Genomic DNA, 24531 nt, shown 5'->3' with positions numbered 1-24531 from the left:
CCGGCGCTGGACTACCGCCGGACTACACAGCACCGCCCACCCTGCGGCTTGCGTTGAGGAAATGCATAGAGAGAGATGTTGAAGCGTCGGACGCTTAATAAATCCATGGTTTGGCACATCGTGGTGTAGTGGCCACGTGATAGAGACATGGGTACGGGCAAGCTCATTCCAGGCATGCTACAACGCGAGCCGTCTATCGGGGCTTGGGGTCAGGGCCGGCGTAAGGCGTGCGCCGGGTGCTACCGTAGGGAAGGCGGGGGCCTTCGGCGGGCCATGTTTGAGCGCAGCCGCGCCAGCGGCGTAGCGAGTTTGGCCCGACGCCCGCCTGGACGAGGTAGACCCGGATTAAGCACGCCGTGCCGGTCCTGACCCCAAGCCCCGATAGACGGCGTCTTTACATACCAATCCGTCAAATCCCGTAAACACTTCGACCAAAAATCATCCAGTTCACGTGTGGTCGCTCTGGTCACCGATAATGTGCGCCTTTTGTGGCCCGATCACGCTGCCGAAATGCATCACGTTCCTGCCCGTTGCCGTGTATTGATCCCATTGAGGGATGCCCGGATGATTGGGGTTGCCGCAATGAGCGAACGCCACCCATGCCTTCTGCATTGAGCTCGACAAACCATGGAACTCTTCCCGGTCTAGCCCTTCAAGCATGGGCGATCCGACCCAATGCTCCAGGTTTTTGAATACAAATGGTATTTCCAGGCAATGGCATGCTTCCAGTTTATTGGGAGACTGCCAGTCGAATTCGTACACATACGATGCCAGTCCTTTCTGACTGAACCGTTCGGCCAGAAGCAGGGAATCGCGCCGGAACACCTTGTCGGTATACAGATCGCCCAATAGAGCGGCAGGCGTCTGCTTTGCCCGCCTTTGCCGATATGAATTCAAATAATGGGCGGCATTGTCGCCGAATTCCGCGTGGAAAAGATCATCGACAATCCGATTGTCCGCACTCTGTATTTTCGCGTCGAAATGATAGAACGCGGCCATTTCTTCCCGTGTCGTTCCGATGAGCAAATCCACATTCAGGCTGCGGCCCGCATCGAGGCTGTCGAGCAGTTCGCTGGCAATGAACTCTCCGTCTCGAACCAGCCAGAATGGCGGCTTGGTCTGGGCGAGTTTGTGCTCGGCAATGCCCAGCGATTGCTGCGCGGCCAAAAGTTGCGCCACGGGCAACTGTTTCAGCTTATGGGCTTCCTGCGGGTTTATGCCGAGAATTTTCAGGAAAGAATGGGCCGTCTTTTCCGCTGCTTCCGGGGGGCTGAACAGCCTGCCGAGCGAAGCGCTTTGCAGCACGGCTCGTTTGAACAGGCCGTCCAGGCCCGGTTTGGTCAGCAGCGCGGCGATCGATGCGCCGCCGGCCGACTGTCCCACCAATGTAATGTTATCGGGGTCGCCGCCGAAATCCTCGATATTGTCCTTGACCCATTGCAGCGCCAGTAGTTGATCTTTCAAGCCCAGATTGCCATCGCTCAGGCCCGGAAGGTACAGGAAGCCCAGGGCTCCCAGCCGGTAGTTGATGCCCACCGTAATGACATCGCCGTTTCTGGCCAGGTGTTCTCCCGAGTACCATGGTAATGACCCTGCGCCGCTGGTAAAGGCGCCCCCGTGTATCCAGACCATGACCGGATGTTTACCGAATTGTGAATTCGGAGCGCAAATGTTGAGAGTCAGGCAGTCTTCGTCCTGCTCCAATGCAAAGTCGCCCATGGCGGCCGCCAGACGGGATTTGTTTTGAGGCGCAATGGGCCGGTCGCGCGTCGCATCGTATTCCCCTTGCCAGGACTCGATCGGGTCGGGCGGGCTGAAGCGTCGCTCGCCGACCATAGATGTGGCATACGGCACGCCCCGGTAGATGCGGACGTTGTCAATCACGCTGCCTTTAATGGCGCCGAGACGGGTTATGAGGTGGCAATCTGCATTTTGCTGAATCTGATCCATATGCTGGCCTTCAAAGTGGGTTTCAAAAATGGTTGCCGCCTATTTGGTGACCGGAAATTTTTTCTCGAGAGGCGCCAGAATCAAACGGTCGCCCAGCATGAAAATAAAAACGATAGCGAAGCAAACGGCCAGGAAGGTGACCGTTTCGGCGGTCGACTGAGCGCGCAGCATCATGTATCCCAGCCCGTTGGGCGCCCCCAGCAATTCTGAAACCAGGGCGATTTTCCAGGCAATTCCGTACGATATTTTTATGGCGGCCAATATGAACGGCATCAGCAGGCGCAGGTTTATCTTGAGCCAGACTCTGGCGGAGGCTCGCGTGAAGCTTCTTCCCATTTCCAGCAGTTCTTTGTCTATAGAACGGAAACCTTGATCGATATTGATCAGGCAGAAGGGGATCAAGATGGCGACTTGTACGAAAACCACGCCGAAGTTGCCCGCCTTGAACCAGATGGAGGCCAGTATGGCCCAGCCTATGGACGGAAATGAATTCAAAAAAGGCTTGATGCGCTCGCTGATGATGCCCTCGAATGCCGAGGCGGTATTGGCTATCAGGGCCAGTACGCCGCCTATCGCGCAGGCAATGAAAACAGACAGGACAACGCGTACCGTGGACACGAAAGCGTTGTCCAGGAACTCTTTGTCGGTCAGCAGCTGGAACAGTCTTTTTGCGACGGCCTGTGGGCCCGGCAAGACGAAATCGGGCAGGCCTTTGGCGGTTATCCACCAGATTGCCAAAAACAGGACAACCAGCAACTCGCCCAGGCAACGCCCCAGCACATTCCTTTGCCAGCCTTCAGGGCGCTCAGATTTTTGCATAGTCGTCGAAGCGGGCCTGTATGGGTTTAAAGAAGAAACGTTCGGTGCTGTAAACAAATGCGATGATTAAAAAGATGATGACGAAGATAGTGGTGGTGTCGTAGTCCTGGCGCGCCAGATTAATCAGGTACCCCAATCCGGAGTTGCCGCCGAACAGTTCGGCGGCAAGCGTTACCTTCCAGGCCACGCTGAACATCAGCCGCAGCGTGGCGAAAATGTAGGGGTAGAGCAAGGGCAGAATGGTTTTTCGCAGAATTCGCAAGTGGTTGCGTGAAAAACTCCGTCCCATTTCCAGCAGTTCGGCATCCAGATTCTTTAGACCGCTGCTCAGGTTTATTAAAGCAAAGGGAATCAGCACCGCGCTAATGGCAAATATGACGGATATGGAATTGATTCCAAACCACATGCCGGCCAGCAGAGCCCATCCGACCCCCGAGAACGACCCCAGAAACGCGCCGAACCGTTGATGAATGGCAAAGCGGAAAACCGGAAAGTAATAGGGGATCAGGGCCAGCAAGGCGCCGATGAGGAACGACAGGAATATTGCCGCTCCCACGTGATAAAGCGAAAACCCCAGCTGTTCCAGAAGATTCGGGTTGGACAGGAATTTCCAGACGCCTTGCACCACGGCGACGGGGCTGGGCATCTGGTACGAGGGGCTGACCCACGAAACGATGCCCCAGCCCGCAAGGCATAAAAGCGTAAACATGTGGGTCGCGGTTGTTTTTCGGGACATGGTGTTGCGGGCGCTTTGCCGTATGGCCTTGGGTGAATGTGATTCGGGCTGACCGCTACGCCTTGACGGTCAGTTTGTCCCACAGGAAGGATTCCGCCGGGGCCGCTTTCTTTATAACGCCCAGCTCTACCGAAAGCTCATAGAACTTGTCGATGGCCGCGGCGTGCTCTTTGGTGAAATCGCCCGGCACTTCCGAAACATTGCCGAACCACCAGTCGAAGAAGGCCGGGTCCAGGCCGCTTTTTTGTGCAACTGAATCGAATACCTCTTTGCGATGGCTCAAGGCATATTTGATCGATTCATCGAACATCCTGATGAATTCCAGATAGGCTTTGGGATCGGCGCCGAGCTTCTCGGGATACGACACGTTGACGGCGCTGACAAATTGCATTTTGAACATTTCGATGTTGTCCCGGGCCGTTTCCGCTATGGTCCGGTATTCGCCGGAACGGATTGCCTTGTACGCCTGGCTGTGAATCAGGGTGGCCGCGTCCACGCTTCCCCGGGACAAGGCCGCAGGCAGGTTCGAGGCGGGAATCTGCAACTGCTTCAGGTCGCCGCCTTGCAGATCGGTGTTGATCCCGTATTTCTTTTGCAGCGCTATTCGTACTTGCGTATAGCCGGTCGACTTCAGGCTATAGGAACCGAGTATCTTGCCTTTCAATTCTTTCGGGTTTTGCAGGGGACTGTCTTTTTTTACCCAGATGCCTCCGCCCAATCCACCCTTCGATTGGCGCAATGCGGTATTCAGGATGCGCAGCTCCAGACCCCTGGAGGCTGCGGCCGGCAGGCCGATCACGGCTGTCATGATGACGTCGTACTGTTTCGACGACGTCGATTGAAGCAATTGCGGGATCGCCAGACCCTTGGTTTCCACATCGATCAGGTCCGATTTCACTTTGCCGTTATTGATCGCCCATACCACGGCGTCATAGGCCGGGTCGAGCAGGTACGCATAGGTGATTTTTTTGCGTGCCGCCTGGGCGTAGCCCGGCCGGGCTATCGTCATCAGGCTGGGAAACGCGATGGCCGCCATTTTCAATAGATTTCTTCTGTTCATGTGCCGCTCCTTGCTGTGCGATTGATCAGGTTTCGATGCAGGACTCGATGGCCTTGAAAGTCTCAAGCAGCCGGTCGCGATGTACCGCGAGTGTCGATGACGACAAATCCCGCGGCCGGGCTTCTTCCAGAGGAAAATCTTCTTTGACCGAAGTGGGTTTTTTTGTGAGCAGGATGATTCGGTCGGCCAGTTGCAATGCCTCTTCAATATCGTGAGTGACGAAGACGATGGTCTTGCCGGTCTTTTGCCATATTTGCTCTATTTCCGAGCGCATTTTTTTCCGGGTGGTGGGATCCAGGGCGGAGAAGGGCTCGTCCATGAAAATGATTTCCGGATCCACAGCCAGGGCCCTGGCGATGGCGACTCGCTGCCTTTCGCCGCCCGACAATATGGAGGGATATTTGTGTACGTCTTTCGACAGGCCCACCAGGGACAGCAGTTCAAGCGCTTTTTGTTCGCGGGCTTTTTTGTTTTTCGAGCCAAAGCGCAGTTCGGTGCCCAGCAGTACATTTCCCAGTGCGTTGCGCCAGGACACCAGTCGGGGCGATTGGAAAACATACGCGATCCTGGACCAGGCCACGGATGGGCTCAGGCCCATGATCCGGACGGTTCCGGCTGCGATGGGCAGCAGTCCGCCCATGACCCGCAGGCTTGTCGATTTGCCGCAGCCCGATGGCCCCAGCAAGCAGACGAATTCTCCTTTTTTTACCTGGAAGCTCAGGCGATCGTATATTTTTTGTCCGCCAAGCTCTACTACGACGTCTCGGAAATCGATAACTACTTCTTTTGTCTCTATTTTCATGTCGGTTCTTTGTGTGTTCACAAACGCCGCCGGCTATGGGGTTTTATATCATGCTGTCCTATCCGCAGGATATGGCTGTTGCTTATAGTGGAATTTGCTCAATCCTAGGCTAATTGCAGAGCGGTGTCGATGCTTCGGGTATTCCGATTTAGCATGCGAGTATTCATCCGTGTTCTTAAGGCGCGGGGGTGGCGGCCCAGGCAGGGTGGCGCTCGCATCGTCCGATCCAGGCTGCGGCCGCGGCGGACTCAAGCTCGCTCACTCTGCCTGGGTCGCCATCCCCGTTCGTGTTGCGGGCTTTTGGGAGATCGCAGGCCGACGCTTGTGGGCCTGCGTTTTCTTGCGTGGCGACAGGCCCGTACAAGGGGTCTCTGCGGATCGTGACGCCGCGCTGTGGGTCAAAAAAGGCTAAAATCAAACGTTTTTCTGATTATTGGCTGTTTTAACGAGCCTGATCGAGCCGCCGCCCTTGATGCTGCTTTGCAGAGGGCGGTTTCGGCGTTGCCTCAGTCCTTTTGACATCGCCGCGAGCCCTGTTTCGTGCGTATTGCTTTTTGCGCGGGAGGGCGAAGCCAGTTTCCGATCGGGCTTTTCAAGGATTTTTCGTGCCTATTTACGCTTACAAATGCAGCGCCTGCGGACATGAGCAGGATGTGCTGCAAAAAATGTCGGATCCGCTGTTGAAAGTGTGTCCTGAATGTGGTCAAAGCACTTATTCCAAGCAGGTCACAGCGGCGGGCTTTCAATTGAAGGGCTCGGGCTGGTATGTGACCGATTTCCGCGGCAATGGCGCCAAGCCCGCAGCCGACGGCAAGCCCGCTTCCGCCGCGGGCGCGGCAAAAGCGGCCGACGGCGCCGCAGCCGCGGCACCGGCCTCATCTTCCGAGAGCAAGGCGGCTCCCGCGGCGGCACCCGCTTCGTCTTCTCCTCCTTCAACGCCTGCTGCGTCGTCGACGTAGGCAAACTAGGGCATACATGCGTATCTTCAAACGGTACTTTATTACCGGCCTACTGATCTGGATTCCGTTAGTCATTACGGTCTGGGTCATTATGCTTTTGATTCGCACGATCGAAAGTTTCGTGCCCAGTTTCCTTTCGTCGCAATCGCTGTTCGGAATACGGATTCCGGGTTTCCCGGTCGTGCTCGTATTGGTGGTGGTGCTGGTTACCGGCTTGCTGGGAGCCAATTTCATAGGCCGCGCTTTTGTCGACCGCTGGGAAAAGTTACTGGGCCGCATCCCTCTGGTGCGCTCGATTTACAACTCGGTCAAGCAGGTCAGCGACACGGTGCTGGCTCCCAACGGCCAGGCGTTTCGTGAAGCGGTGCTGGTGCAGTATCCGCGTCAGGGCTCCTGGACCATTGCCTTTCTAACCGGTGCTCCCAGCGGCGAGGTGGCCTCGCACCTGCCGGGCCAGCACGTTAGCGTGTATGTACCGACCACACCGAATCCCACATCCGGTTTCTTTTTAATGATGCCGCGTCAAGATGTATATGTTCTGGACATGAGCGTCGATGCAGCGCTCAAATACATCGTTTCCATGGGTGTCGTTGCGCCGGCCGTGAGCAAGGCTCTCGAGAGCAACGATACGGCTTTCGCCGAGCTCGACGCTGTCGACCGTCCCAATCCGCAAGACAAACCCTGATTTCAAGAATTTTCTACACGGAGTAATCCTTCATGCGTACCTGCTACACCGGCGAGGTTTCTCGAAGCCATTTGGATCAAACAGTCTCTTTGTTTGGTTGGGTTCATCGTCGTCGTGACCACGGGGGTGTGATTTTTATCGACTTGCGCGATCGTGCCGGTCTGGCCCAGATCGTGGTCGATCCCGATAACGCTCAGGCCTTTGAAATTGCCGAGAAAATCCGCAATGAGTTTTGTGTGCGCGTAACCGGCCTGGTGCGCTTGCGCCCCGAAGGCACGTCCAATAGCGAACTGGCTTCGGGCGAAATTGAAATCCTGTGCCGCGAGATCGAAATCCTGAATCCGTCGGTCACGCCGCCCTTCCAGCTCGACGATGACAATCTGTCCGAAACCACGCGCCTGACGCATCGGGTGCTGGATCTGCGCCGCCCGCAAATGCAGCGCAACCTGATGCTGCGCTACCGGGTGTCGATCGAAGTGCGCAAGTACCTCGATGCGCTGGGTTTTATCGATATCGAAACCCCCATGCTGACCAAGAGCACGCCCGAAGGCGCGCGCGATTACCTGGTGCCTTCCCGTGTTAACGCGGGCGAGTTTTTTGCCTTGCCGCAATCGCCCCAGCTGTTCAAGCAGATGCTGATGGTGGCGGGCTTCGATCGCTACTATCAAATTACCAAATGCTTTCGCGATGAGGATTTGCGGGCCGATCGCCAGCCTGAGTTCACACAGATCGATTGTGAAACCTCCTTCCTCAACGAAGAGCAGATACGCGAGATTTTCGAGGGCATGATCCGTCACGTGTTCAGCGCGGTGCAAAAGGTCGAGCTGCCGGCGGTCTTCCCCACCATGACGTGGGATGAAGCCATGCGCCGTTATGGTTCCGACAAGCCCGATCTGCGCGTCAAGCTCGAATTCACCGATATCTCCGACCTGATGCAGGATGTGGATTTCAAGGTGTTCTCGGCTCCCGCCAACGATGTCGGCAGCCGTGTGGTGGCCTTGCGCGTGCCTGGCGGCGCCAGCATGCCGCGCAGCGAAATCGATGCCTACACCAAGTTCGTCGGCATCTACGGAGCCAAGGGCCTGGCGTACATCAAGGTCAACGATGCCACTTCGATTCCCGATGGTTTGCAATCGCCTATTGTAAAAAATATCCATGCCACCGCCTTGATCCAGCTCATCGAGCGCACCGGTGCGCAAAGCGGCGATCTTATCTTTTTCGGCGCCGACAAAACCAAGGTGGTCAATGATGCCATTGGCGCCTTGCGCGTCAAGATCGGCCACAGCGAGTTCGGCAAGCAGGCCGGCCTGCTCGAGAAAGGCTGGAAGCCGCTGTGGGTCATCGACTTTCCCATGTTCGAATACGATCAGGAAGAAGGCCGTTACTTTGCCGCGCATCATCCCTTTACCAGCCCCAAGGACGGTCACGAAGACTATCTCGAGAACGATCCCGCCCGTGCCCTGGCCAAAGCCTACGACATGGTCCTGAATGGCTGGGAGATTGGCGGCGGCTCGGTGCGTATCCACCGCGCCGAGGTGCAGAACAAGGTGTTCCGCGCCTTGAATATCGACGACGAAGAGGCCCGCAACAAGTTCGGCTTTCTGCTCGACGCGTTGCAGTACGGTGCGCCCCCGCATGGCGGCGTGGCGTTCGGCCTGGACCGCCTGGTTACCATGATGGCCGGCGCCGAATCGATTCGCGATGTCATCGCCTTCCCCAAGACTCAGCGCGCGCAGGACCTGCTGACGCAGGCTCCTTCCCCGGTGGATGAAAAGCAATTGCGCGAATTGCACATCCGCTTGCGCGGCGTTGAACCCAAGCAGGTATTATCTTCGTAGCCAATGCATGCCGGCGTAGGGGCGGCCCTTGTGGCCGCCCTTTTTCGTCCCTACACCTCAGTGTTTATCCCCTATCGCATTCGACCCGGAAAAGAGTACGATCAAAACAGACAGGCCTGCGCGGTGCGGGATGTCAAAATATTAACGAGATTGTCCGTGTCAGTACTTCGCATAGTCAGCTACAACATTCATAAAGGCCGCTCGGCAACGGGCAGCCGCGAATCCATGGCAGACTTGCGTTTGGGGCTGTACGGCTTGCGCCCCGATTTATGTTTTCTGCAGGAAGTCCAGGGTCGCAACGAGCGCCGCTCCAGCCTCGACGCGCAGCACGAATCGCTGGGGGCGGCGCTGCGCATGAATACGGCCTATGGCTGCAATGCCGTGCGTCACCGCACCGATCACGGCAACGCGCTGCTGTCGCGCTTTCCCATCCTTAGCCAGGAAAACCAGGATATCTCCGACCATCGCCTTGAGCAGCGCGGGCTTCTGCATGTCAAGGTTGAAATCAACAACACGTCGGTGCATTGCCTGGTCGTGCACCTGGGCCTGTTTGCGGGCAGCCGGTCGCGCCAGGTGGAAGCCCTGGTGGAGCGCATCAAACGTCTGGTCCCGGCCGATGAGCCTATCCTGATTGCCGGCGACTTCAACGACTGGAACAATCGTCTGGCCCCTTTGTTCGTGCAGCAACTGGGCTTGTGCGAAGTGTTTGCCGTCGCGCCCGAGCATCCCGTCGCCGAACCGCCCAGCCTGCGTAATTCGGTCAAGCGCCTGAGCAGAAGCCTGCGCAGCCTGCCCAAGCCTTTGCAATTGCCGCGATCCATGCACGAGCTAGGCATGCACGGCGTCTATACGGCGCCCTTGAACGAACTCCCCGTGGGCAAGCTGCACCAGCTAAGCATGAACGGAGCGGCCCGTCTTGCCTTGCCTCCCCGCACCTTTCCAGCCGCATTTCCGTGGCTGCGCCTGGACCGCATCTACCAGCGCGGCTTTGCCGTGCGCAATGCCCGTGTGCTGCAGGGCGCGCCCTGGAAACAACTTTCCGACCACGCCCCCCTGTTCGCCGAACTCGAACTTCCCTGACGCATCGCATTTGGCTTCGATTGTCGTAGGGGCGGCCCTGGAGCCGCCCCTGTATGGAGTTCATCTGGTATAAAAGCGTCATCGTCACAAGAACCCAATGGGCTTGCGGTCTGCCTGCGGCGGTTCCGGACTTGCCTCGACACATCAGGAACCGAAACATGAACACCAGCTTCAACCCTGTCGGTTATTCGCTCGACGAGATCGACCGCCAATACAATGCGCGGGCATCGGTGCCCGACTGCCTGCCATTTTTGAAGGAATATGCCGACTACAGCGAGCTGGCGCGGCAGCAGGTCGCGGGCAGCCTGTCGGTAGCCTATGGCGATCATCCCGATGAAACGCTGGATATTTTCCCTGCCGCCAACGCCGGCGCACCGGTCTATATATTTATTCATGGTGGCTATTGGCGCGCCTTGTCCAAAGACGACTCATCGTTCATGGCGCCCACGTTTCATGCCGCGGGCGCCACCGTGGTGGCCGTCAATTATTCGCTGGCGCCCGGGGTGTCGCTGGACACGATTGTCGAGCAATGCCGCAATGCGCTGGCCTGGGTATACAAGAACATTGGTCAGTATCGGGGCGATCCGCAACGCCTGCATGTCAGCGGCAGTTCGGCCGGCGGCCATCTGACAGGCATGTTGCTGGCCCGCGATTGGCACGATGCCTTCGATGTGCCCTCGAATATAGTGCAAAGCGCCAGCCCCATCAGCGGCCTGTTCGATGTGCGTCCGCTCGTACACACGCATATCAATGCCTGGGCCAGGCTCGACAAGAAATCGGCGCAGCGCCTCAGCCCGGCAATGCATTTGCCGCAACAGGGGTGCCCTATCCTGGTGGCCTGGGGCGAATACGAAACAGCGGAATTCAAGCGTCAAAGCCAGGACTATCTGCACGGCTGGCAGGCCCAGGGGTATGAGGGATCGGCGCTTGAGGTCGCCGGCACCAATCATTTCAATATCCTGATGGATCTGCGCAATCCGCAGTCGGCCCTGACGCGGGCGATTTTCAAGCTGATGGGTTTGTAGAGCTTTCGCATGCAACGCACCGAATCGCGACTGCATTGGTACGAAGGCAATCGCATCGATTTGCTGCAAAACGGCAGCCAATTCTTTCCCGCCTTGTGCCAGGCTATCGACGAGGCGCAAACCGTTGTCCATCTGGAAACGTATATTTTCAATCTGGACCGCAGCGGCTTGGCCATACTCGATCATCTGCAACAGGCCTGCGCACGCGGCGTCAAGGTAAGAGTTGTGGTCGATGGCTTTGGCAGCTACGCGCATGCGCAGGCAATCGGCGAGCGGCTTGCCGCCATGGGCGCGCAGTATCGTGTATACAACCCCGAGCCTCAAGGCGTCGGACGCGTGGTGTTCAGTGCCAGGCGCCTGCGACGCCTGCACCGCAAAGTAACCGTGGTCGATGAGCGGATTGCCTTCGTGGGCGGCATCAATATTCTGGACGATCTGGAAGATGTTCCCAACGATGGCATGGGCCCCAGGCCGCGTTTCGACTTTGCCGTGCGCGTGCAAGGGCCACTTGTGCCGGAAATCACCGCGACCCAGAACAGCCTGTGGCTGCGCGTGGGATGGCGTCATCGCAGTGACTGGGCCAATGTGTCCGCGCGCCTGGCCAATTGGCGCGCTGTGCTCCTGAAGCGCCGCCTGGAAAAATCGACACGCTACGAATCGGGTATGCGGGCCGCTCTGGTATTGCGCGATAACGTCCGCTTCCGCCAGACGATTGAAAATGTGTACCTGTATGCAATCGATCACGCCATCGAAAATGTGGTGATTGCCAACGCGTATTTTTTCCCTGGCCGCCGATTGCGCCACGCGCTTGAACATGCCGCGGCGCGCGGGGTGCGTGTACGCCTGTTGCTGCAGGGCCGGTCCGAATATCCCATGCAGCACCGTGCCACGCGGTTCATGTACGGAAAACTGCTCGATGACGGCATCGAGATCTACGAATACCTGCCCAGCTACCTGCACGCCAAAGTGGCTGTCATCGATGCTCGTGCAACTGTCGGCTCGTCCAACCTGGATCCTTTCAGCCTGCTTCTGGCGCGCGAGGCCAACGTGTTTGTCGACAATGCGGATTTTGCCTCCAGCCTGAATGCGGCGCTGGCGGCGGTCATGCAAAACGATGCAAGGCGCGTGACCGACACTTTTTTGCAAAAGCTCTCGATGCTTGACCGATGGGTGGACGCAGCCTCGTATCTGCTGCTGCGCATCGCCGTCGCCCTGACCGGGAAGTCGTCCATGTATTGATGGGCGGCGTTTGGCGAATGCCTTGGTGCTTCACGGGTGGCCGTCCTCGTGCAAACGTCGCGACGTTCCACAAAGGGTGGCCACGAGCCCACCTCTACACAAATCAGCGGCCTAGCGCGGCAACCACGGCGTCGCCCATTTCCGATGTGCCTACGCGCTTGCATCCGGGCTGGGCGATGTCGCCGGTGCGGTAGCCATCGGCCAGCACCGCCCGCACCGCGCGCTGGACGCGATCGGCGTTGTCGGCCTGGTTGAAGGAGTATCTCAGCATCATGCCCATGGAAAGAATCGACGCAAGCGGGTTGGCCAGATTGCGGCCGGCAATATCGGGCGCCGTGCCGTGCACTGGTTCGTACAGCCCTTTGTGATCGAGCGCCAGCGATGCCGACGGCAGCATGCCGATCGAGCCGGTGAGCATGGCTGCCTCGTCCGAAAGAATATCACCGAAAATATTGCCCGTTACAATTACGTCGAACTGCTTGGGCGCTCGCATCAGCATCATGGCCGCGGCATCCACGAACATGTGTGTAAGCTCCACATCGGGGTATTGCTTGCCGACGTTTGTCACGACCTCGCGCCACAATTGCATGGTTTCCAGAACATTTGCCTTGTCTACAGAACAGACTTTGTGGCGGCGCTGGCGCGCGGTTCGAAACGCAACATGCGCAATCCGTTCGATTTCAGATTCCGAATAGCGCATGGTGTTATAGCCTTCGCGTTCGCCCGAAGCCGTGGTGGAGATGCCCCGAGGCTCGCCGAAATAAACGTCGCCGGTCAGCTCGCGCATGATCAGCAAGTCGAGCCCTTCCACAATCTCCGGCCTCAGTGTTGATGCGCCGATTAGCTCCGGAAACAGGAACGCCGGCCGGAAATTGGCGAACAGGCCCAGCTCTTTGCGCAGGCGCAGCAAGCTGGCACCTGGGCGCATTGCATAAGGGATGACTTCATCGCCAGGCATGCCGGCGGCGCCAAACAGAATAGCGTCGGCTTTGCGCGCGATTTCTGATGTTTTGGCCGGCAGAGGGTCGCCGGCGGCCTCGATGCCGGCGGCGCCGATGGGCGCATCGATAAGCTCCAGTGCCGTGTTCTTGCCCAGCACGGCATACAATACCTTGACGGCTTCGGCCGTGACTTCTTTACCGATGCCATCACCAGGCAAGACTGCGATTTTCATTCAATAATCCTCGACAATAAAAGAGAAGCCAGCCGTATGCGCGATTTCTAGATGTTTGTGGCATGCCGCTGTTCGAAAGCGGTAATGTGATCCGCGTTTTGCAGGGTGTAGTCAATTTCGTTCAAGCCTTCGATCAGGCATTTTTTGGAAAACGCATCGATCTGGAATGCGTGTATCGATCCGTCGGCCGCGGTGACGATCTGCGACGGAAGATCAATAACGACGCGCATGCCCGGCACTGCCTGGGCCTTTTCCAGCAGCATTGCTGTCGCCTCGGCGGGCAGTACGATCGGCAGCAGTCCATTCTTGAGTGCATTGGAAAAGAAGATATCTCCGAAACTGGGCGCGATCACCGCGCGAAAACCGTAATCGTGCAAGGCCCATACCGCATGCTCGCGCGACGAACCGCAACCGAAGTTGCTCTGCGCAACCACGACACGCGCCTGGCGGTAGGGCGGCTGATTCAGGATGAAGCCGGAAATCTCCCGCCCTTGTTTGTCGAAACGCAAATCGCGAAACAGGAACTGGCCGAAATCGTCCGAACGCGGCTTTTGCAAATACCGGGCGGGCACGATCTGGTCTGTATCGACATTCGAGCGCGGGATAGGCAAGGCCACGGCATCCAGATGCAGGAAGGGTTCCATTTTCAGCCTCTTTCCATGAGTTGCCGAACATCGGTCAGGTGGCCGGTGACGGCCGCCGCCGCCGCCATGGCGGGGCTCATCAGGTGGGTGCGTGAACCTGGCCCCTGGCGCCCGACGAAGTTGCGGTTCGAGGTTGATGCGCAGCGTTTTTGCGGCCCGACGTGATCGCCGTTTGTAGCCAGGCACATCGAGCAGCCCGCATAACGCCAGTCGAAGCCAGCATCGATAAATATTTTATCCAGGCCTTCCTGCTCGGCCTGTAGTTTGACTAGATTGGAGCCGGGTACCACCCAGGCCTGGACGCCGTTCGCGATATGGCGTCCCTTTGCAACCACGGCTGCGCTGCGCAAATCTTCGATACGGCCGTTCGTGCACGATCCAATGAACACCTGGTCGACGAAAATATCGGTCAATAGCATGCCGGGCTCCAGGCCCATATAGGCAAGCGTGCTGTTCATTGCGGCCTGGCTGTCGGCATTTGCGGCCAGCGACGGGTCCGGCACGCGCCCGGAAATCGGCAGCGCGTCTTCGGGGCTATTGCCCCAGGTGACCATGGGCACGATCTCGTCGGCCCGCATGCGCACTTCCTGGTCGAACTCCGCTCCAGGGTCGCTTGCCAACCCGCGCCACCGGGCAAGCGATGTGTCCCAGTCGGTGCCCGACGGAGCGAAGGGGCGTCCCGCCAGCCATGTGAAGGTGGTGTCGTCGGGCGCAATCATGCCGGCCCGCGCGCCGGCTTCGATCGACATATTGCAGACGGTCAGCCGCCCTTCCATCGACAGAGCGGTAATGGCCGATCCCGCGTATTCGATAATGTGGCCGGTGGCACCGGCGGCGCCTATGCGACTGATAATGGCGAGAATAATGTCTTTTGCGCTAACGCCTTCTTTGATCCGGCCATCGATCGTGACGCGGATTGTCCCGGGCTTGCGTTGCCAGATCGATTGCGTTGCCAGCACGTGCGCCACTTCGGAAGCGCCAATGCCAAAGGCCAAGGCGCCTAGGGCTCCGTGCGTGGACGTATGGCTGTCGCCGCAGACGATCAGAGAGCCGGGCAGGCTCAGGCCCTGTTCCGGCCCGACAACATGCACTATTCCCTGGCGTGGGTCTTCAAGGCCGAAGAACCGGATCCCCGCCTTTGCGGTGTCGTTCTTCAATGCATTGACCATGGCGCGCTTTTCCGGATCGGCCACGCTATTCAGATCGCGGTTGCCGGTTGGCACATAGTGATCGGGCGTTGCGAACGTGCGCTGCGGAGATCGCGGCGCACGTCGCTGCTGGCGCAGCATCTCGAACGCGGGCGCCGAGCCGTCCTGCACCATATGGCGGTCGACGTACAGCAGGCTCTGGCCGTCTTCGCGACGCAAAATCTGATGGCGCGACCAGATCTTTTCAAAGAGGGTGCGAGGCGCGGATTCGTTGGACATGGCTTCTACATTAAGGTTATGTCGGATCGGATTCAGTCGAGCTTGGCGCCGGACAATTCCACAATGGTCTTGTAGCGTTTCATTTCCGATGCGATGAAGGCGCCGAAATCTTCCGGCGTGCCGCCACCCATTTCGGCACCATAATCGGCCATGCGCGCCCGCAGCTTCTGGTCTGTTTTCAGCATATCGTTGACCTCATGATTGATCCGCTCAATGATGGGCCGGGGCGTTCCGGCCGGTGCCATCAGGCCGTACCACGACGATGCGTATATTGGCAGGCCCAGCTCCTTGAAGGTGGGCACGTTGGGCAGCGCGGGGTTGCGGTCCTTCGAGGCCACCGCCAGCGCGCGCAATTTGCCGCTGGAGATCAAAGGCAGGCAGGTCGTGGTGTCGAGCATGAGCGAGATCTGGCTGGCCATCAGGCCGGCCTCGGCGGGAGAGGTGCCTTTGTAGGGCACATGGACCATCTTTATCTTGGCGGCGGCCATGAACTGCACGGCAGCCAGATGCTGTGACGATCCGACGCCGCCCGAACCGTAGTTCAGCTTATCGGGGTTGGCCTTGGCATAGGCGACGACATCCTGCATGGTCTTGAATGGCGACGATGCCGGCACCACCAGGATATTGGGGACCGAAGATACAAAGACAATGGGGTCGAAATCCTTGATGGGATCGAAGCCCAGGTTTGAATACAGGTACTTGTTGACGGCATTGGGGCTGATTGAACCCATCAATAGGTTGTAGCCGTCCGGCTCGGCGCGGGCAGCCATGGCGGTGCCTATATTGCCGCCTGCGCCGGCCCGGTTGTCCACTATCACAGCCTGCCCCAGGCGCTGGGCCAAGGGGTCGGCGATGAAGCGGCCCATCGTGTCCACGCCGCCGCCCGGAGGCCAGGGCAGGAACATGTGGATGGCGTGATTGGGGTAGGGCTGGGCGGCCTGTGCCATGCCGGCACAGGCAAGCAGCATCCCGGCCAGCCAAATATGCATTTTCTTCATGACGATTGTCTCCTTTATGGATCTAGTTCTGTACGGTCATTCTTGAATAAAAATGAAACGCTGGCAAACACAATTAAGGCATAATAGGTATGATTAAAAGTCATACGGTGTCGTGCTCTATGTCGCGTCGATTGCCCCCCTTGAATGCCTTGCGTGCTTTTGAAGCCTCCGCGCGCAATGCCAGCTTTACACGCGCGGCCCAGGAATTATTTGTGACCCAGGGAGCGGTCAGCCGTCATGTGGCCGCGCTCGAAGATTGGTTGAAGGTCAAATTGTTCGACCGTGGGCGCTACGGCATCGAGCTTACGGCCCAGGGCCATGTTTATTTCCGCACGGTCAAGAATGCGTTGGACCAGATCGAGTACGGTACCCAGCAATTGCGGCAAAGCCCCGACGAGAATCGGCTTCGCATCAAGCTCCCTCCCACGTTCGCGATTCGCTGGCTGATGCCGCGGCTGGCCAGGTTTCACGCGTTGCACTCGGGAATCGATGTACAGATCACGACCTCGCACCAGCGCGCCGATTTCGACCGCGAGGATGTGGATGTCAGCATTCATTCCGAAGCCTCTCCGCCCACGGATGCCAATTCAAAATACCTGTACCTGTTTGGGGAAACCTTGCTGCCTGTCTGCGCACCCGGACTACTGGCGCGTGACCCGCCCTTGTCCAGGCCCGAAGATTTGGCGAACCAGGTGCTGCTGTGCTCCATGAACCGCCCGATGGATTGGCCCACATGGCTGGCCGCCGCGGGGGTCGAGCAGGTGGACGGCAATAGCGGTTTGAAGTTCGAGAATGCCGCGCTGGCGTATCAGGCCGCAACCGACCAGTTGGGCGTGATGGTGGCTCATTTGGCTTTCGTCAACGACGACCTGCTGGCCGGTCGCCTGGTGGCGCCCTTCAGCCTGAGGGTGGAAACATCGGGCGCTTATTTCCTGGCGTATCGTGCGGGAACTCCAACGCCGCCGCGCATCAAAGTATTCGAAGACTGGATTCTTGGCGAAGCTGCCGCCATGAGCAGTCGGCTCGCGCGATAGATTGTGATGTGCGGCGGTGGGTATAGGGCCAGCCCCTACGCGGGATAGGGCATGTCGTCGCGCACGATCCGCTAAATACCGGCGAACAATTTGGCCAGGTCGAGTTTATTGCGTGTGGACCAGATGGCGACCAGGTCGAAGCTGGGCAGGGCGTCGCCCTCTGAAATGGGGCAGAACGTGACCCCGGGGAAATCGATGGTTTGAATCCAGCTTGGCAGCAGGCCGATACCGCAGCCGCCCGCTACGCAGGCCAGTACTGTCATGGTGCGATTGGCGTGCTGGTTGATCTTGACCTCGTGGCCGGCCTGGCGCATGGCCTGAGTGATGCCCGCGTACAAATGCGGCAGTTGGCCTTTGGGGTACAGCACCATGCCTTGCTCGGCAATTTGCCGCAGCGAGATTTTCTTTTTCAGCCGCAACGCCAGATCGCTGGGCACCGCGGCGATCAGCTTGTCTTTACGCAAGACGCGTTCGCTCATGGGGCCGCTCACCGCGACGGGGGAATGCATCAGCCCGACATCCAGCGTGCCGTCCTCCAGGGCAAGCACCTGTTCTTCGTTGCTCATTTCCTTCAAGACCAATTGGAGGTTCGGAGCATGGCGCCGGATTGCGCGTATGGCCTTGGGCAAGACCTCGAACAGGGCGGAAGAAACCAGGCCGATGCGTAAAGTGCCGGCCAGCCCTAGCTGGGCCTGCCGCGCTTTGCCGGCGGCCTCGTCCAGCAGGTACAGGCCGTTGCGGATATCCTGCGCCATGACCAGCGCCGCCGCCGTGGGCTGGGCGCCGCGCCGGGAACGCTCGAACAATACCGTGCCCAGGCTCTTTTCCATTCTGGAAATCGACTGGCTAAGCGCCGGCTGGGCGATATCCAGCTTGTGAGCCGCCTTGCCGATGGCTCCTTCCTCCATGACCGCCAGAAAGCATCGCAATTGGCTGATTTCCATATCATTTTAATATGAATAAATATTGTCTGGATAATAGATGAATATGTGTGGCCTGCCTAGAATAATCACAAATCTTCCGCATGCTGGGCAAGAAAATTCGTAAGGCGGACTTGAACCACGTCTGCCGGCCCTCGCACCTACTATCTGCACGCGTCGCAATGAACACAACCAGCGTTTTCGAATATCCGCCGCCCGGCGCCATCGATGCCCATGCGCATGTATTCGGCCAGGGCCTGCCCATGGCGGCAAAGCGGCGCTATACACCGGACTATTCCGCGGGGCTGGAACGCTACCTATCGCTGTTGCAAGGCCATGGCCTTGCCGGCGGGGTACTAATACAGCCCAGCTTCCTGGGCTATGACAACCGCTATCTGCTCGACAGCCTGGGCCAGGCCCGGGGGCAGTGCAAAGGAGTCGTCGCCCTGGATCCGGCCACGCCGCCCGTCGTGCTGCGGGAAATGGCCGCGGCGGGTGTGGTGGGCGTGCGCCTGAATCTGTTCGGGCAGCTACTTCCCGCATTCCAGGATCCCGTCTGGCATAGCTTTCTGTCGTGCGTGAACCGGCTCGACTGGCACGTGGAAGTGCATTGCCCAAACTCGCAGTTGCCGGACGTGCTGGCCCCTTTGCTGGCGCGCGGCTGCAAGCTTGTCGTCGACCATTTCGGCCGTCCGGATTACCGGCTCGATGTCGATCCGGCGGCGCTTGATTACCTGTGTCGTACGGCAGACACAGGCCGCGTGTGGGTGAAGTTGTCGGCGCCTTACCGTATTTGGTCGGAGCAGACCATTTCCCAATCCGGCCTTGCGGCCCGGCGTCTGCTGGATGCCTTTTCGGCGCGGCGCCTGTTGTGGGGCAGCGACTGGCCGCACACCCAGCATGAAGCACCCAGCGAATTCGATCGCGCTTTGCAGCATCTGTTCGACTGGGTGCCCAACGCACAAGATCGATCCGCCATTTTGGCGGATACCCCCAGGCTGTTATTCAAATATTAAGGAGACCGCATGTTTCAGTTTCAAGTTCAAACACCTTCAAAAACCAGGGAGACACCCATGTTCTCAATGTCGCATGTATTCAAACGAAGCGTCAGCTATCTGCTGGGGCTCTGCCTGGCGGGCGCTGCCACCGTGGCAGCGGCGGCGTATCCGGACAAGCCCATCACTTTGCTGGTGACGTATCCGCCCGGAGGAACCGTGGATGTCGTGGCGCGTTTGATCGGGCCTGAGCTCGGCAAGGCCCTGGGGCAAACCGTCGTGATCGAAAACCGGGGCGGCGCGGGCGGCATGATAGGCGAGGGAGTCGTGTCGCGCAGCGCCCCCGACGGCTATACCTTGATGCTGGATGCGTCCAACTTCGCGCAGAATCCCGCGCTGCGATCCAATATGAGCATTGATGTCCAGAAGGACTTCGCCCCGGTTTCCCTGTTGCTCAAGGTGCCCAATGTGCTGGTCGTGAATCCGAAAAGCCCCATCCACTCGGTGGCCGATCTGATCAAGCTGGGCAAGGATCGCCAGCACCCTATCTATTTCGCCTCGGCTGGGCCGGGCTCGGCCCAGCACCTGGCCGGAGAGCTGTTCAATCTGACGGCGGGCACGCATCTGGAACACGTCCCGTATAAAGGCGGCGGCCCGGCCATGGTCGATGTAATGGGCGGCCAGGTGCCCTTGATGTTCGCCAGCTTGGGGTCGTCGTGGGCCCATATCAAGAGCGGCGCGCTGCGCGCCGTAGCCGTGGGCAGCACCAGCCGGTCGAACCTGATGCCCACTATCCCGACCATTGCGGAATCGGGTGTGCCGGGATATTCCTCGTATGAATGGAATGCCATATTTGCCCCCGCGGGCACGCCCAAGCCAGTGCTGGACAAGGTCTCCGCGGCCGTGACCCAGGTTCTGAAGGAGCCGAAGATCCGCGAACAGTTGCAAGGGCTCGGTGCCGAAGTCGTGGCTTCCAGCCCCGAGCAGCTGAGCGCGTTTGTGAATGAGGAAATCGCCAAGTGGAAGAAGGTGGCCAAGGAGGCCAATCTGAAACTGGATTGAGTGTCGATGGCTTGGCCCGGTGGTTGCTGGAGGCCGCCTTGTGGCCGACCGTCATCTTTCGTTCTTAAGACGCGGGGGTGGCGGCCCAGGCAGGGTGGTGCTCGCCTCGTCCGGTCCTGGCTGCGCCAGGACTGCCCGCGGCCGGCGCCTGGATCGGGCGGTCGCGGAACTCGCGTCGTCCACAGCCCCCCGGGCTGTGGACACCCTTGACGCTCAGACAACCGCTCCCTTGCATCCCGATCCAGGCGCCGGCCGCGGCGGACTCAAGCTCGCTCACCCCGCCTGGGCCGCCACCCCCGCTCGCATTAGTTATGTTTTTGTTGCGAAAACACATCGATATCGTCAATAAGTGTTTGATTGATCAGTGTTTTGTGCGATTTTGATTTCCCCGTACTAGAATTGGGGTTAATCAGCGCATCGCGTAGCGCTAGGTGCCTACGCCCTTAATGACGCGCTGTTTTTTTATGGCTAAGACCAAACCATCATGTGTCAGTTGTTGGGCATGAATTGCGCTACCCCTACCGATATAACCTTTTCCTTTACGGGGTTTGCGGCGCGAGGGGGGCAAACCGATCACCATGCCGACGGGTTTGGCATTGCCTTCTTCGAAAACAAGGCTTGCCGCGTCTTTATCGACAACGAGCCTTGCTGCCGCTCGCCGGTGGCCGACCTGATCAAGAACTACCCGATCAAATCCAAGAACGTGATTGCGCACATACGCAAGGCCACGCAGGGCAATATCCAGTTGGAAAACTGCCATCCCTTCGTGCGCGAGCTATGGGGCAGGCATTGGATTTTTGCGCATAATGGCGACCTGAAAAATTATCATCCCCATCTGGACGGCCAGTATCAGCCAGTGGGCTGCACCGATAGCGAAGCGGCGTTCTGCCAGATCATGCAGGGTTTGCGGCACCGTTTCGGCAACGAAGAGCCGTCGAACCAGCAGTTGTTCCTGGCAATCGAAGAACTGACCCACGAAATTACGCTGCATGGGGTATTCAATTTCCTGATCTCGAACGGCCGCTTCCTGTTTGCGCATTGCTCGACCAATCTGTATTACATCATTCGCGAGTGGCCGTTCAACAAGGCGCATCTCATCGATGCCGACATGACGGTTGATTTTTCGCAGGTCAACCGCGAGGGCGATTGCGTGGCCGTGATTGCCACCAAGCCGCTTACCGACAACGAAATCTGGACCCGCTTCGAGGCCGGCCAGTTGATCATGTTTGAAAAAGGCCAGACCATCGGCCAGGCGATCATTCCGATTCCCTTGGCGGTGCAAGAAAAGAACGCCCGGAACCTGGCCTGCGCGTAGATCTAGAAATCGAACAGTTCGGCCGGATTGTCGGCGAGTATCCGCTGTCTGATCGCGGCATCGGGCACGTATTCGCCCAGCATATTGAATAGATTCACCGAACTGTGCTGCTCGAAGGACAGATGCGGATAATCGCTGCCCCAGACAAGCCGGTCGGGCGCGGCGTCGACCAGCGCATGCACCATGGGTGTGATGTCTTTGAGATCGGGTTCGGTGGAGATACGGTATAGGCCGGTCAGCTTGACCCGGCAATACCCGTTGCCATGGCGCAGCAAGTCCAGCAATTGCTGGAAGCCTGGGGCTTGGGCTCCGTCGCGGGCCAGATTCATGCCGAGGTGCGCGAGTGTGAACGGGACCCGCAGTTCGCGCAGGGTGGGCATGAGTTCGCTGGTAAGCCATGCCGGCAATAGAAAATCCAGTTGCCAGCCGATTTCGGCGCATCGTGCCTCGAGCCGTTTGATGCGAGGTATGAGCGTCTGTGAAAATCCGGGTTCCAGTGGCTTGATGGGGCGGACATTGATGCGCACGCCTCGCACGCCGAGCGCATTCAAGCGGCTCAGTTCAAGGTCGGGGATGTCTTCGTCGATGTCGACGATCCCTTTGCAATTTCCGCCCATAAGGCGCATTGCGTCGAGCATGCAGGTGTTATCGCGACCATAGGCACTGGGCTGGACGAACACGAAACGTTCGATGCCCAAGTGGTGCGCCAGCGATAGGTAATCGTCCAGCGGCGCATGCGGCGGCGTGTACCGCAGCCCGGTGCTGTACGGATATTGCCCGGCGGGGCCGAATACATGGAAATGGGTATCGCATGCGAGAGCGGGAGATTTGAACCGGGGAGTCTCCGAAATATCGTGGTTCGACACTATGCGTTTTCCTTTTGAACTGCTTTGAGAGAATTGAGTTTTTCCGCGTCTTTGCGAGCTGCTTCCATCAGGTAGGTAACGTCGCTGCCGGCGATGATAAAGCGCGCACCCATGGCGATCAGGTCGGTTTGCAACTGGATATCCGCGCGGATGCCGCCCACACCCAGGATTTTCCCGTGGCGCTTGCATGCCTGGGCCGTAGCCTGGTAGGCGGCCCGTAGATCGGGGTGGTGCAATTGGCCCGGGATGCCGAGCTCGGTGCATAAATCGTTCGATCCGATCAACAGCATATCGACGCCGGGCACCGCCGCGATTTGATCGGCGTTGGCTATGCCAAGCGGCGTTTCCAGCATGACCACGAGCAGCGTTTCCTTATTGACCTGGCTGTTGACGTCTGCCAGCGGCATGCTGCGATAGCCGAGGGACGGCCCGCTGCCCATGACGGAACGATGGCCGATTGGAGGGTACTTGGCTGCATTGACCAGCGCCGCAGCCTGTTCCGCCGTTTCCACATGAGGCACGATCACGCCCATGGCGCCGCCGTCCAGAACCCGCGACAGATATTCGCTGCCGTGCCCCGGAATCCGGACCAGCGGAGTTATGCCGAACCCCACGGCGGCGGTGCAGATTGCCGACACCGTTTCCATCGACACGGGGCTGTGCTCCATGTCGACGTACAAGGCATCGAAGCCGCAGGCGGCGACGATGGGGGCGATGTCGATGGTTCTCGCCTGGCGCAAACCCATGCAGACCACCAACTGGCCTGCCAGCATCTTGCGTTTCGCGCCATTTTCGAATGTGCTCATTGTTTACTACTCCATTTTAATGTTGGCGCGGTGGATCACGTCTTTCCACATTGCGCTTTCGTCCCTAACCTGTTTTGCATAGTTCGAAGACGAACTGGAAGTCGGCTGCACACCCGCGGCGCCGAAGACCTTGTTTACCTGAGGGCTTTCCAGGGCGTGGGCGATTTCCTTTTGCATGCGGTCGATAATGGCTGGCGGCGTTTTTGCCGGCGCCATGACGCCGAACCGGTACATCATCTGGTAGTCGGGGAACCCCGCTTCGGCGAAGGTCGGCACCTGTGGGAACATGGGGTGGCGCTTGCTTCCGCTCACGGCCAGGCCCATCAGGCGGCCGTTGACGATGTATTGCGCTGTCGAGCCCACGCTGCCGATGCCGATATCGATGCGTTGCGCAACAATATCGGTGATGGAGGCCGCCACCCCTTTATACGGAATATGCCGGGCCTTGACGTGGGCCTGCAGCAACAGCAATTCCATCGCCAGATGGGCCGAAGACCCGGTGCCGCCCGATCCGAAGGTGAGCGTGTCGGGATGGGCGCGGGCCTCGTCCAGTGTTGCCTTCAATGTCTTGGTGGGCAGGTTGGTGCGTGCCACCAGTACGGCTGGCGCTTCGGCCACCAGGGAAACCTGGGCGAAGTCCTTGAATGGTTTGTATGGCAGCTTTTCATAAAGAGCGGCTGAAACGGCGAATGAGTTGTCGGTCAGCAGGAACGTATAGCCATCGGGCTTTGCATGGGCGACGATTTCGGTGCCGATCGTGCTGCCCGCGCCGCCATGGTTTTCCACGACGACGGGCTGCTTGAGCTGCTTGGACAGCTCGCTGCCGACGACCCGTGCCGCCGTGTCGGTGAAGGAGCCCGGCGCAAAAGGGACAACGATTCGGATCGGCTTGGTCGGCCAGCCGGATTGCGCAGATGCCGCAGCGCAGGTAGCCGAGGCGATCAAGGCAACGGACAGCAGTTTCCAGATCATGATAATGTCTCCGTATATTAGAAGTTTTTTTAAAATTCTTGCCCAGGAATTATATAATTTATCTTACATATTGGGAAGTTTTGATGATTTGTGCCATGCCTTTGGCCCTTCGCTTCATGGATATG

At 58.6% G+C, this 24531-nt stretch carries 23 protein-coding genes; 10 read left to right on the top strand and 13 right to left on the bottom strand.

Going from position 1 to position 24531, the window contains the following annotated elements; translation table 11 throughout:
* Positions 1-447: 447 nt before the first annotated feature.
* The 5 genes from ACYVIS_RS02570 to ACYVIS_RS02550 form a co-directional block, all read right to left on the bottom strand.
* Positions 448-1950: a carboxylesterase/lipase family protein gene (locus tag ACYVIS_RS02570; RefSeq protein ID WP_460873178.1), complete on the bottom strand. Its 1503-nt coding sequence runs from the start codon at positions 1948-1950 to the stop codon at positions 448-450.
* 39 nt (positions 1951-1989) lie between these two features.
* Positions 1990-2769, bottom strand: coding sequence for an ABC transporter permease (locus ACYVIS_RS02565; protein WP_460873177.1), 780 nt, complete (start codon positions 2767-2769; stop codon positions 1990-1992).
* Positions 2756-3478 carry an ABC transporter permease gene (locus ACYVIS_RS02560; RefSeq protein WP_460873176.1) on the bottom strand — a complete coding sequence of 241 codons (723 nt, stop codon included), beginning with the start codon at positions 3476-3478 and terminating at the stop codon, positions 2756-2758. Before ACYVIS_RS02560 ends, ACYVIS_RS02565 begins: the two co-directional genes overlap by 14 nt.
* 82 nt (positions 3479-3560) lie before the next feature.
* Positions 3561-4565, bottom strand: coding sequence for an ABC transporter substrate-binding protein (locus ACYVIS_RS02555; RefSeq protein WP_460873174.1), 1005 nt, complete (start codon positions 4563-4565; stop codon positions 3561-3563).
* A 25-nt stretch (positions 4566-4590) separates the two neighbouring features.
* Complete coding sequence (locus ACYVIS_RS02550; RefSeq protein WP_460873172.1) at positions 4591-5367, bottom strand: ABC transporter ATP-binding protein; 777 nt, start codon at positions 5365-5367, stop codon at positions 4591-4593.
* 605 nt (positions 5368-5972) lie between these two features.
* Between ACYVIS_RS02550 and ACYVIS_RS02545 the strand changes: the two genes are divergently transcribed.
* From ACYVIS_RS02545 to clsB, 6 genes are all read left to right on the top strand, one after another.
* On the top strand, positions 5973-6326 hold the full coding sequence (locus tag ACYVIS_RS02545; protein WP_232742110.1) for an FmdB family zinc ribbon protein: 354 nt from the start codon (positions 5973-5975) through the stop codon (positions 6324-6326).
* Positions 6327-6342: 16 nt separating this feature from the next.
* The gene (locus ACYVIS_RS02540; protein WP_232742111.1) at positions 6343-7011 is read left to right on the top strand and encodes a DUF502 domain-containing protein; all 669 of its coding nucleotides are present in this window, start codon (positions 6343-6345) and stop codon (positions 7009-7011) included.
* A 32-nt stretch (positions 7012-7043) separates the two neighbouring features.
* Positions 7044-8849 (top strand): aspartate--tRNA ligase, encoded by a 1806-nt coding sequence (gene aspS / locus ACYVIS_RS02535; protein WP_460873171.1) that lies wholly within the window; start codon positions 7044-7046, stop codon positions 8847-8849.
* 156 nt (positions 8850-9005) lie between these two features.
* The gene (locus ACYVIS_RS02530; RefSeq protein ID WP_232742113.1) at positions 9006-9929 is read left to right on the top strand and encodes an endonuclease/exonuclease/phosphatase family protein; all 924 of its coding nucleotides are present in this window, start codon (positions 9006-9008) and stop codon (positions 9927-9929) included.
* A 158-nt stretch (positions 9930-10087) separates the two neighbouring features.
* Positions 10088-10954, top strand: coding sequence for an alpha/beta hydrolase (locus ACYVIS_RS02525; RefSeq protein ID WP_460873170.1), 867 nt, complete (start codon positions 10088-10090; stop codon positions 10952-10954).
* A 9-nt stretch (positions 10955-10963) separates the two neighbouring features.
* Entirely contained in the window at positions 10964-12193 is a 1230-nt protein-coding gene (gene clsB / locus ACYVIS_RS02520; protein ID WP_232742115.1) for a cardiolipin synthase ClsB, read from the top strand.
* 103 nt (positions 12194-12296) lie between these two features.
* On the opposite strand, the gene leuB is transcribed toward clsB, so the two are convergent.
* From leuB to ACYVIS_RS02500, 4 genes are read right to left on the bottom strand one after another with little or no spacing between them, the layout of a single operon-like run.
* The gene (gene leuB, locus ACYVIS_RS02515; protein WP_460873169.1) at positions 12297-13367 is read right to left on the bottom strand and encodes a 3-isopropylmalate dehydrogenase; all 1071 of its coding nucleotides are present in this window, start codon (positions 13365-13367) and stop codon (positions 12297-12299) included.
* 47 nt (positions 13368-13414) lie between these two features.
* Positions 13415-14011 carry a 3-isopropylmalate dehydratase small subunit gene (gene leuD / locus ACYVIS_RS02510; RefSeq protein WP_460873168.1) on the bottom strand — a complete coding sequence of 199 codons (597 nt, stop codon included), beginning with the start codon at positions 14009-14011 and terminating at the stop codon, positions 13415-13417.
* 2 nt (positions 14012-14013) lie between these two features.
* Positions 14014-15438: a 3-isopropylmalate dehydratase large subunit gene (gene leuC, locus ACYVIS_RS02505; protein WP_460873167.1), complete on the bottom strand. Its 1425-nt coding sequence runs from the start codon at positions 15436-15438 to the stop codon at positions 14014-14016.
* 32 nt (positions 15439-15470) lie between these two features.
* Positions 15471-16436, bottom strand: a complete 966-nt coding sequence (locus tag ACYVIS_RS02500) for a Bug family tripartite tricarboxylate transporter substrate binding protein (RefSeq protein ID WP_232742119.1) — start codon at positions 16434-16436, stop codon at positions 15471-15473.
* Positions 16437-16525: 89 nt separating this feature from the next.
* On the opposite strand from ACYVIS_RS02500, the gene gcvA reads away from it, so the two are divergent.
* Positions 16526-17470, top strand: a complete 945-nt coding sequence (gcvA, locus tag ACYVIS_RS02495; protein ID WP_232742120.1) for a transcriptional regulator GcvA — start codon at positions 16526-16528, stop codon at positions 17468-17470.
* A 71-nt stretch (positions 17471-17541) separates the two neighbouring features.
* Here gcvA and ACYVIS_RS02490 read toward each other — a convergent pair whose 3' ends face one another.
* Positions 17542-18414, bottom strand: a complete 873-nt coding sequence (locus ACYVIS_RS02490) for a LysR family transcriptional regulator (RefSeq protein WP_460873166.1) — start codon at positions 18412-18414, stop codon at positions 17542-17544.
* A 158-nt stretch (positions 18415-18572) separates the two neighbouring features.
* On the opposite strand from ACYVIS_RS02490, the gene ACYVIS_RS02485 reads away from it, so the two are divergent.
* The 3 genes from ACYVIS_RS02485 (at position 18573) to ACYVIS_RS02475 (ending at position 21762) form a co-directional block, all read left to right on the top strand.
* Complete coding sequence (locus tag ACYVIS_RS02485) at positions 18573-19406, top strand: amidohydrolase family protein (protein WP_460873165.1); 834 nt, start codon at positions 18573-18575, stop codon at positions 19404-19406.
* A 66-nt stretch (positions 19407-19472) separates the two neighbouring features.
* Positions 19473-20447: a tripartite tricarboxylate transporter substrate binding protein gene (locus tag ACYVIS_RS02480; protein ID WP_232744744.1), complete on the top strand. Its 975-nt coding sequence runs from the start codon at positions 19473-19475 to the stop codon at positions 20445-20447.
* Positions 20448-20931: 484 nt separating this feature from the next.
* The gene (locus ACYVIS_RS02475; RefSeq protein WP_460873164.1) at positions 20932-21762 is read left to right on the top strand and encodes a class II glutamine amidotransferase; all 831 of its coding nucleotides are present in this window, start codon (positions 20932-20934) and stop codon (positions 21760-21762) included.
* 2 nt (positions 21763-21764) lie between these two features.
* On the opposite strand, the gene ACYVIS_RS02470 is transcribed toward ACYVIS_RS02475, so the two are convergent.
* The 3 genes from ACYVIS_RS02470 to ACYVIS_RS02460 are packed head-to-tail and all read right to left on the bottom strand — an operon-like array spanning position 21765 to position 24406.
* Positions 21765-22628, bottom strand: a complete 864-nt coding sequence (locus tag ACYVIS_RS02470) for an amidohydrolase family protein (protein ID WP_460873163.1) — start codon at positions 22626-22628, stop codon at positions 21765-21767.
* Positions 22628-23434, bottom strand: coding sequence for an HpcH/HpaI aldolase family protein (locus ACYVIS_RS02465; protein ID WP_232742125.1), 807 nt, complete (start codon positions 23432-23434; stop codon positions 22628-22630). The genes ACYVIS_RS02470 and ACYVIS_RS02465 overlap by 1 nt, the downstream gene beginning before the upstream one ends.
* A 6-nt stretch (positions 23435-23440) precedes the next feature.
* Positions 23441-24406, bottom strand: coding sequence for a tripartite tricarboxylate transporter substrate binding protein (locus tag ACYVIS_RS02460; protein WP_460873162.1), 966 nt, complete (start codon positions 24404-24406; stop codon positions 23441-23443).
* Between the last annotated feature and the right edge of the window lie 125 nt (positions 24407-24531).

It is taken from the genome of Paralcaligenes ginsengisoli, assembly GCF_054781135.1.
This window is presented reverse-complemented; position numbering and strand designations above follow the sequence as displayed.

What these genes read in the sequence shown, in the direction of transcription:
- ACYVIS_RS02485 (WP_460873165.1), top strand. Translation starts at nt 18,573, where the DNA reads ATGAACACAACCAGCGTTTTCGAATATCCGCCGCCCGGCGCCATCGAT.
- ACYVIS_RS02555 (WP_460873174.1), bottom strand. Translation starts at nt 4,565, where the DNA reads ATGAACAGAAGAAATCTATTGAAAATGGCGGCCATCGCGTTTCCCAGC.
- ACYVIS_RS02560 (WP_460873176.1), bottom strand. Translation starts at nt 3,478, where the DNA reads ATGTTTACGCTTTTATGCCTTGCGGGCTGGGGCATCGTTTCGTGGGTC.
- aspS (WP_460873171.1), top strand. Translation starts at nt 7,044, where the DNA reads ATGCGTACCTGCTACACCGGCGAGGTTTCTCGAAGCCATTTGGATCAA.
- ACYVIS_RS02540 (WP_232742111.1), top strand. Translation starts at nt 6,343, where the DNA reads ATGCGTATCTTCAAACGGTACTTTATTACCGGCCTACTGATCTGGATT.
- leuC (WP_460873167.1), bottom strand. Translation starts at nt 15,438, where the DNA reads ATGTCCAACGAATCCGCGCCTCGCACCCTCTTTGAAAAGATCTGGTCG.
- ACYVIS_RS02500 (WP_232742119.1), bottom strand. Translation starts at nt 16,436, where the DNA reads ATGAAGAAAATGCATATTTGGCTGGCCGGGATGCTGCTTGCCTGTGCC.
- ACYVIS_RS02465 (WP_232742125.1), bottom strand. Translation starts at nt 23,434, where the DNA reads ATGAGCACATTCGAAAATGGCGCGAAACGCAAGATGCTGGCAGGCCAG.
- ACYVIS_RS02565 (WP_460873177.1), bottom strand. Translation starts at nt 2,769, where the DNA reads ATGCAAAAATCTGAGCGCCCTGAAGGCTGGCAAAGGAATGTGCTGGGG.
- ACYVIS_RS02570 (WP_460873178.1), bottom strand. Translation starts at nt 1,950, where the DNA reads ATGGATCAGATTCAGCAAAATGCAGATTGCCACCTCATAACCCGTCTC.
- leuB (WP_460873169.1), bottom strand. Translation starts at nt 13,367, where the DNA reads ATGAAAATCGCAGTCTTGCCTGGTGATGGCATCGGTAAAGAAGTCACG.
- ACYVIS_RS02480 (WP_232744744.1), top strand. Translation starts at nt 19,473, where the DNA reads ATGTCGCATGTATTCAAACGAAGCGTCAGCTATCTGCTGGGGCTCTGC.
- ACYVIS_RS02460 (WP_460873162.1), bottom strand. Translation starts at nt 24,406, where the DNA reads ATGATCTGGAAACTGCTGTCCGTTGCCTTGATCGCCTCGGCTACCTGC.
- leuD (WP_460873168.1), bottom strand. Translation starts at nt 14,011, where the DNA reads ATGGAACCCTTCCTGCATCTGGATGCCGTGGCCTTGCCTATCCCGCGC.
- ACYVIS_RS02550 (WP_460873172.1), bottom strand. Translation starts at nt 5,367, where the DNA reads ATGAAAATAGAGACAAAAGAAGTAGTTATCGATTTCCGAGACGTCGTA.
- ACYVIS_RS02490 (WP_460873166.1), bottom strand. Translation starts at nt 18,414, where the DNA reads ATGGAAATCAGCCAATTGCGATGCTTTCTGGCGGTCATGGAGGAAGGA.
- clsB (WP_232742115.1), top strand. Translation starts at nt 10,964, where the DNA reads ATGCAACGCACCGAATCGCGACTGCATTGGTACGAAGGCAATCGCATC.
- ACYVIS_RS02525 (WP_460873170.1), top strand. Translation starts at nt 10,088, where the DNA reads ATGAACACCAGCTTCAACCCTGTCGGTTATTCGCTCGACGAGATCGAC.
- ACYVIS_RS02475 (WP_460873164.1), top strand. Translation starts at nt 20,932, where the DNA reads ATGTGTCAGTTGTTGGGCATGAATTGCGCTACCCCTACCGATATAACC.
- gcvA (WP_232742120.1), top strand. Translation starts at nt 16,526, where the DNA reads ATGATTAAAAGTCATACGGTGTCGTGCTCTATGTCGCGTCGATTGCCC.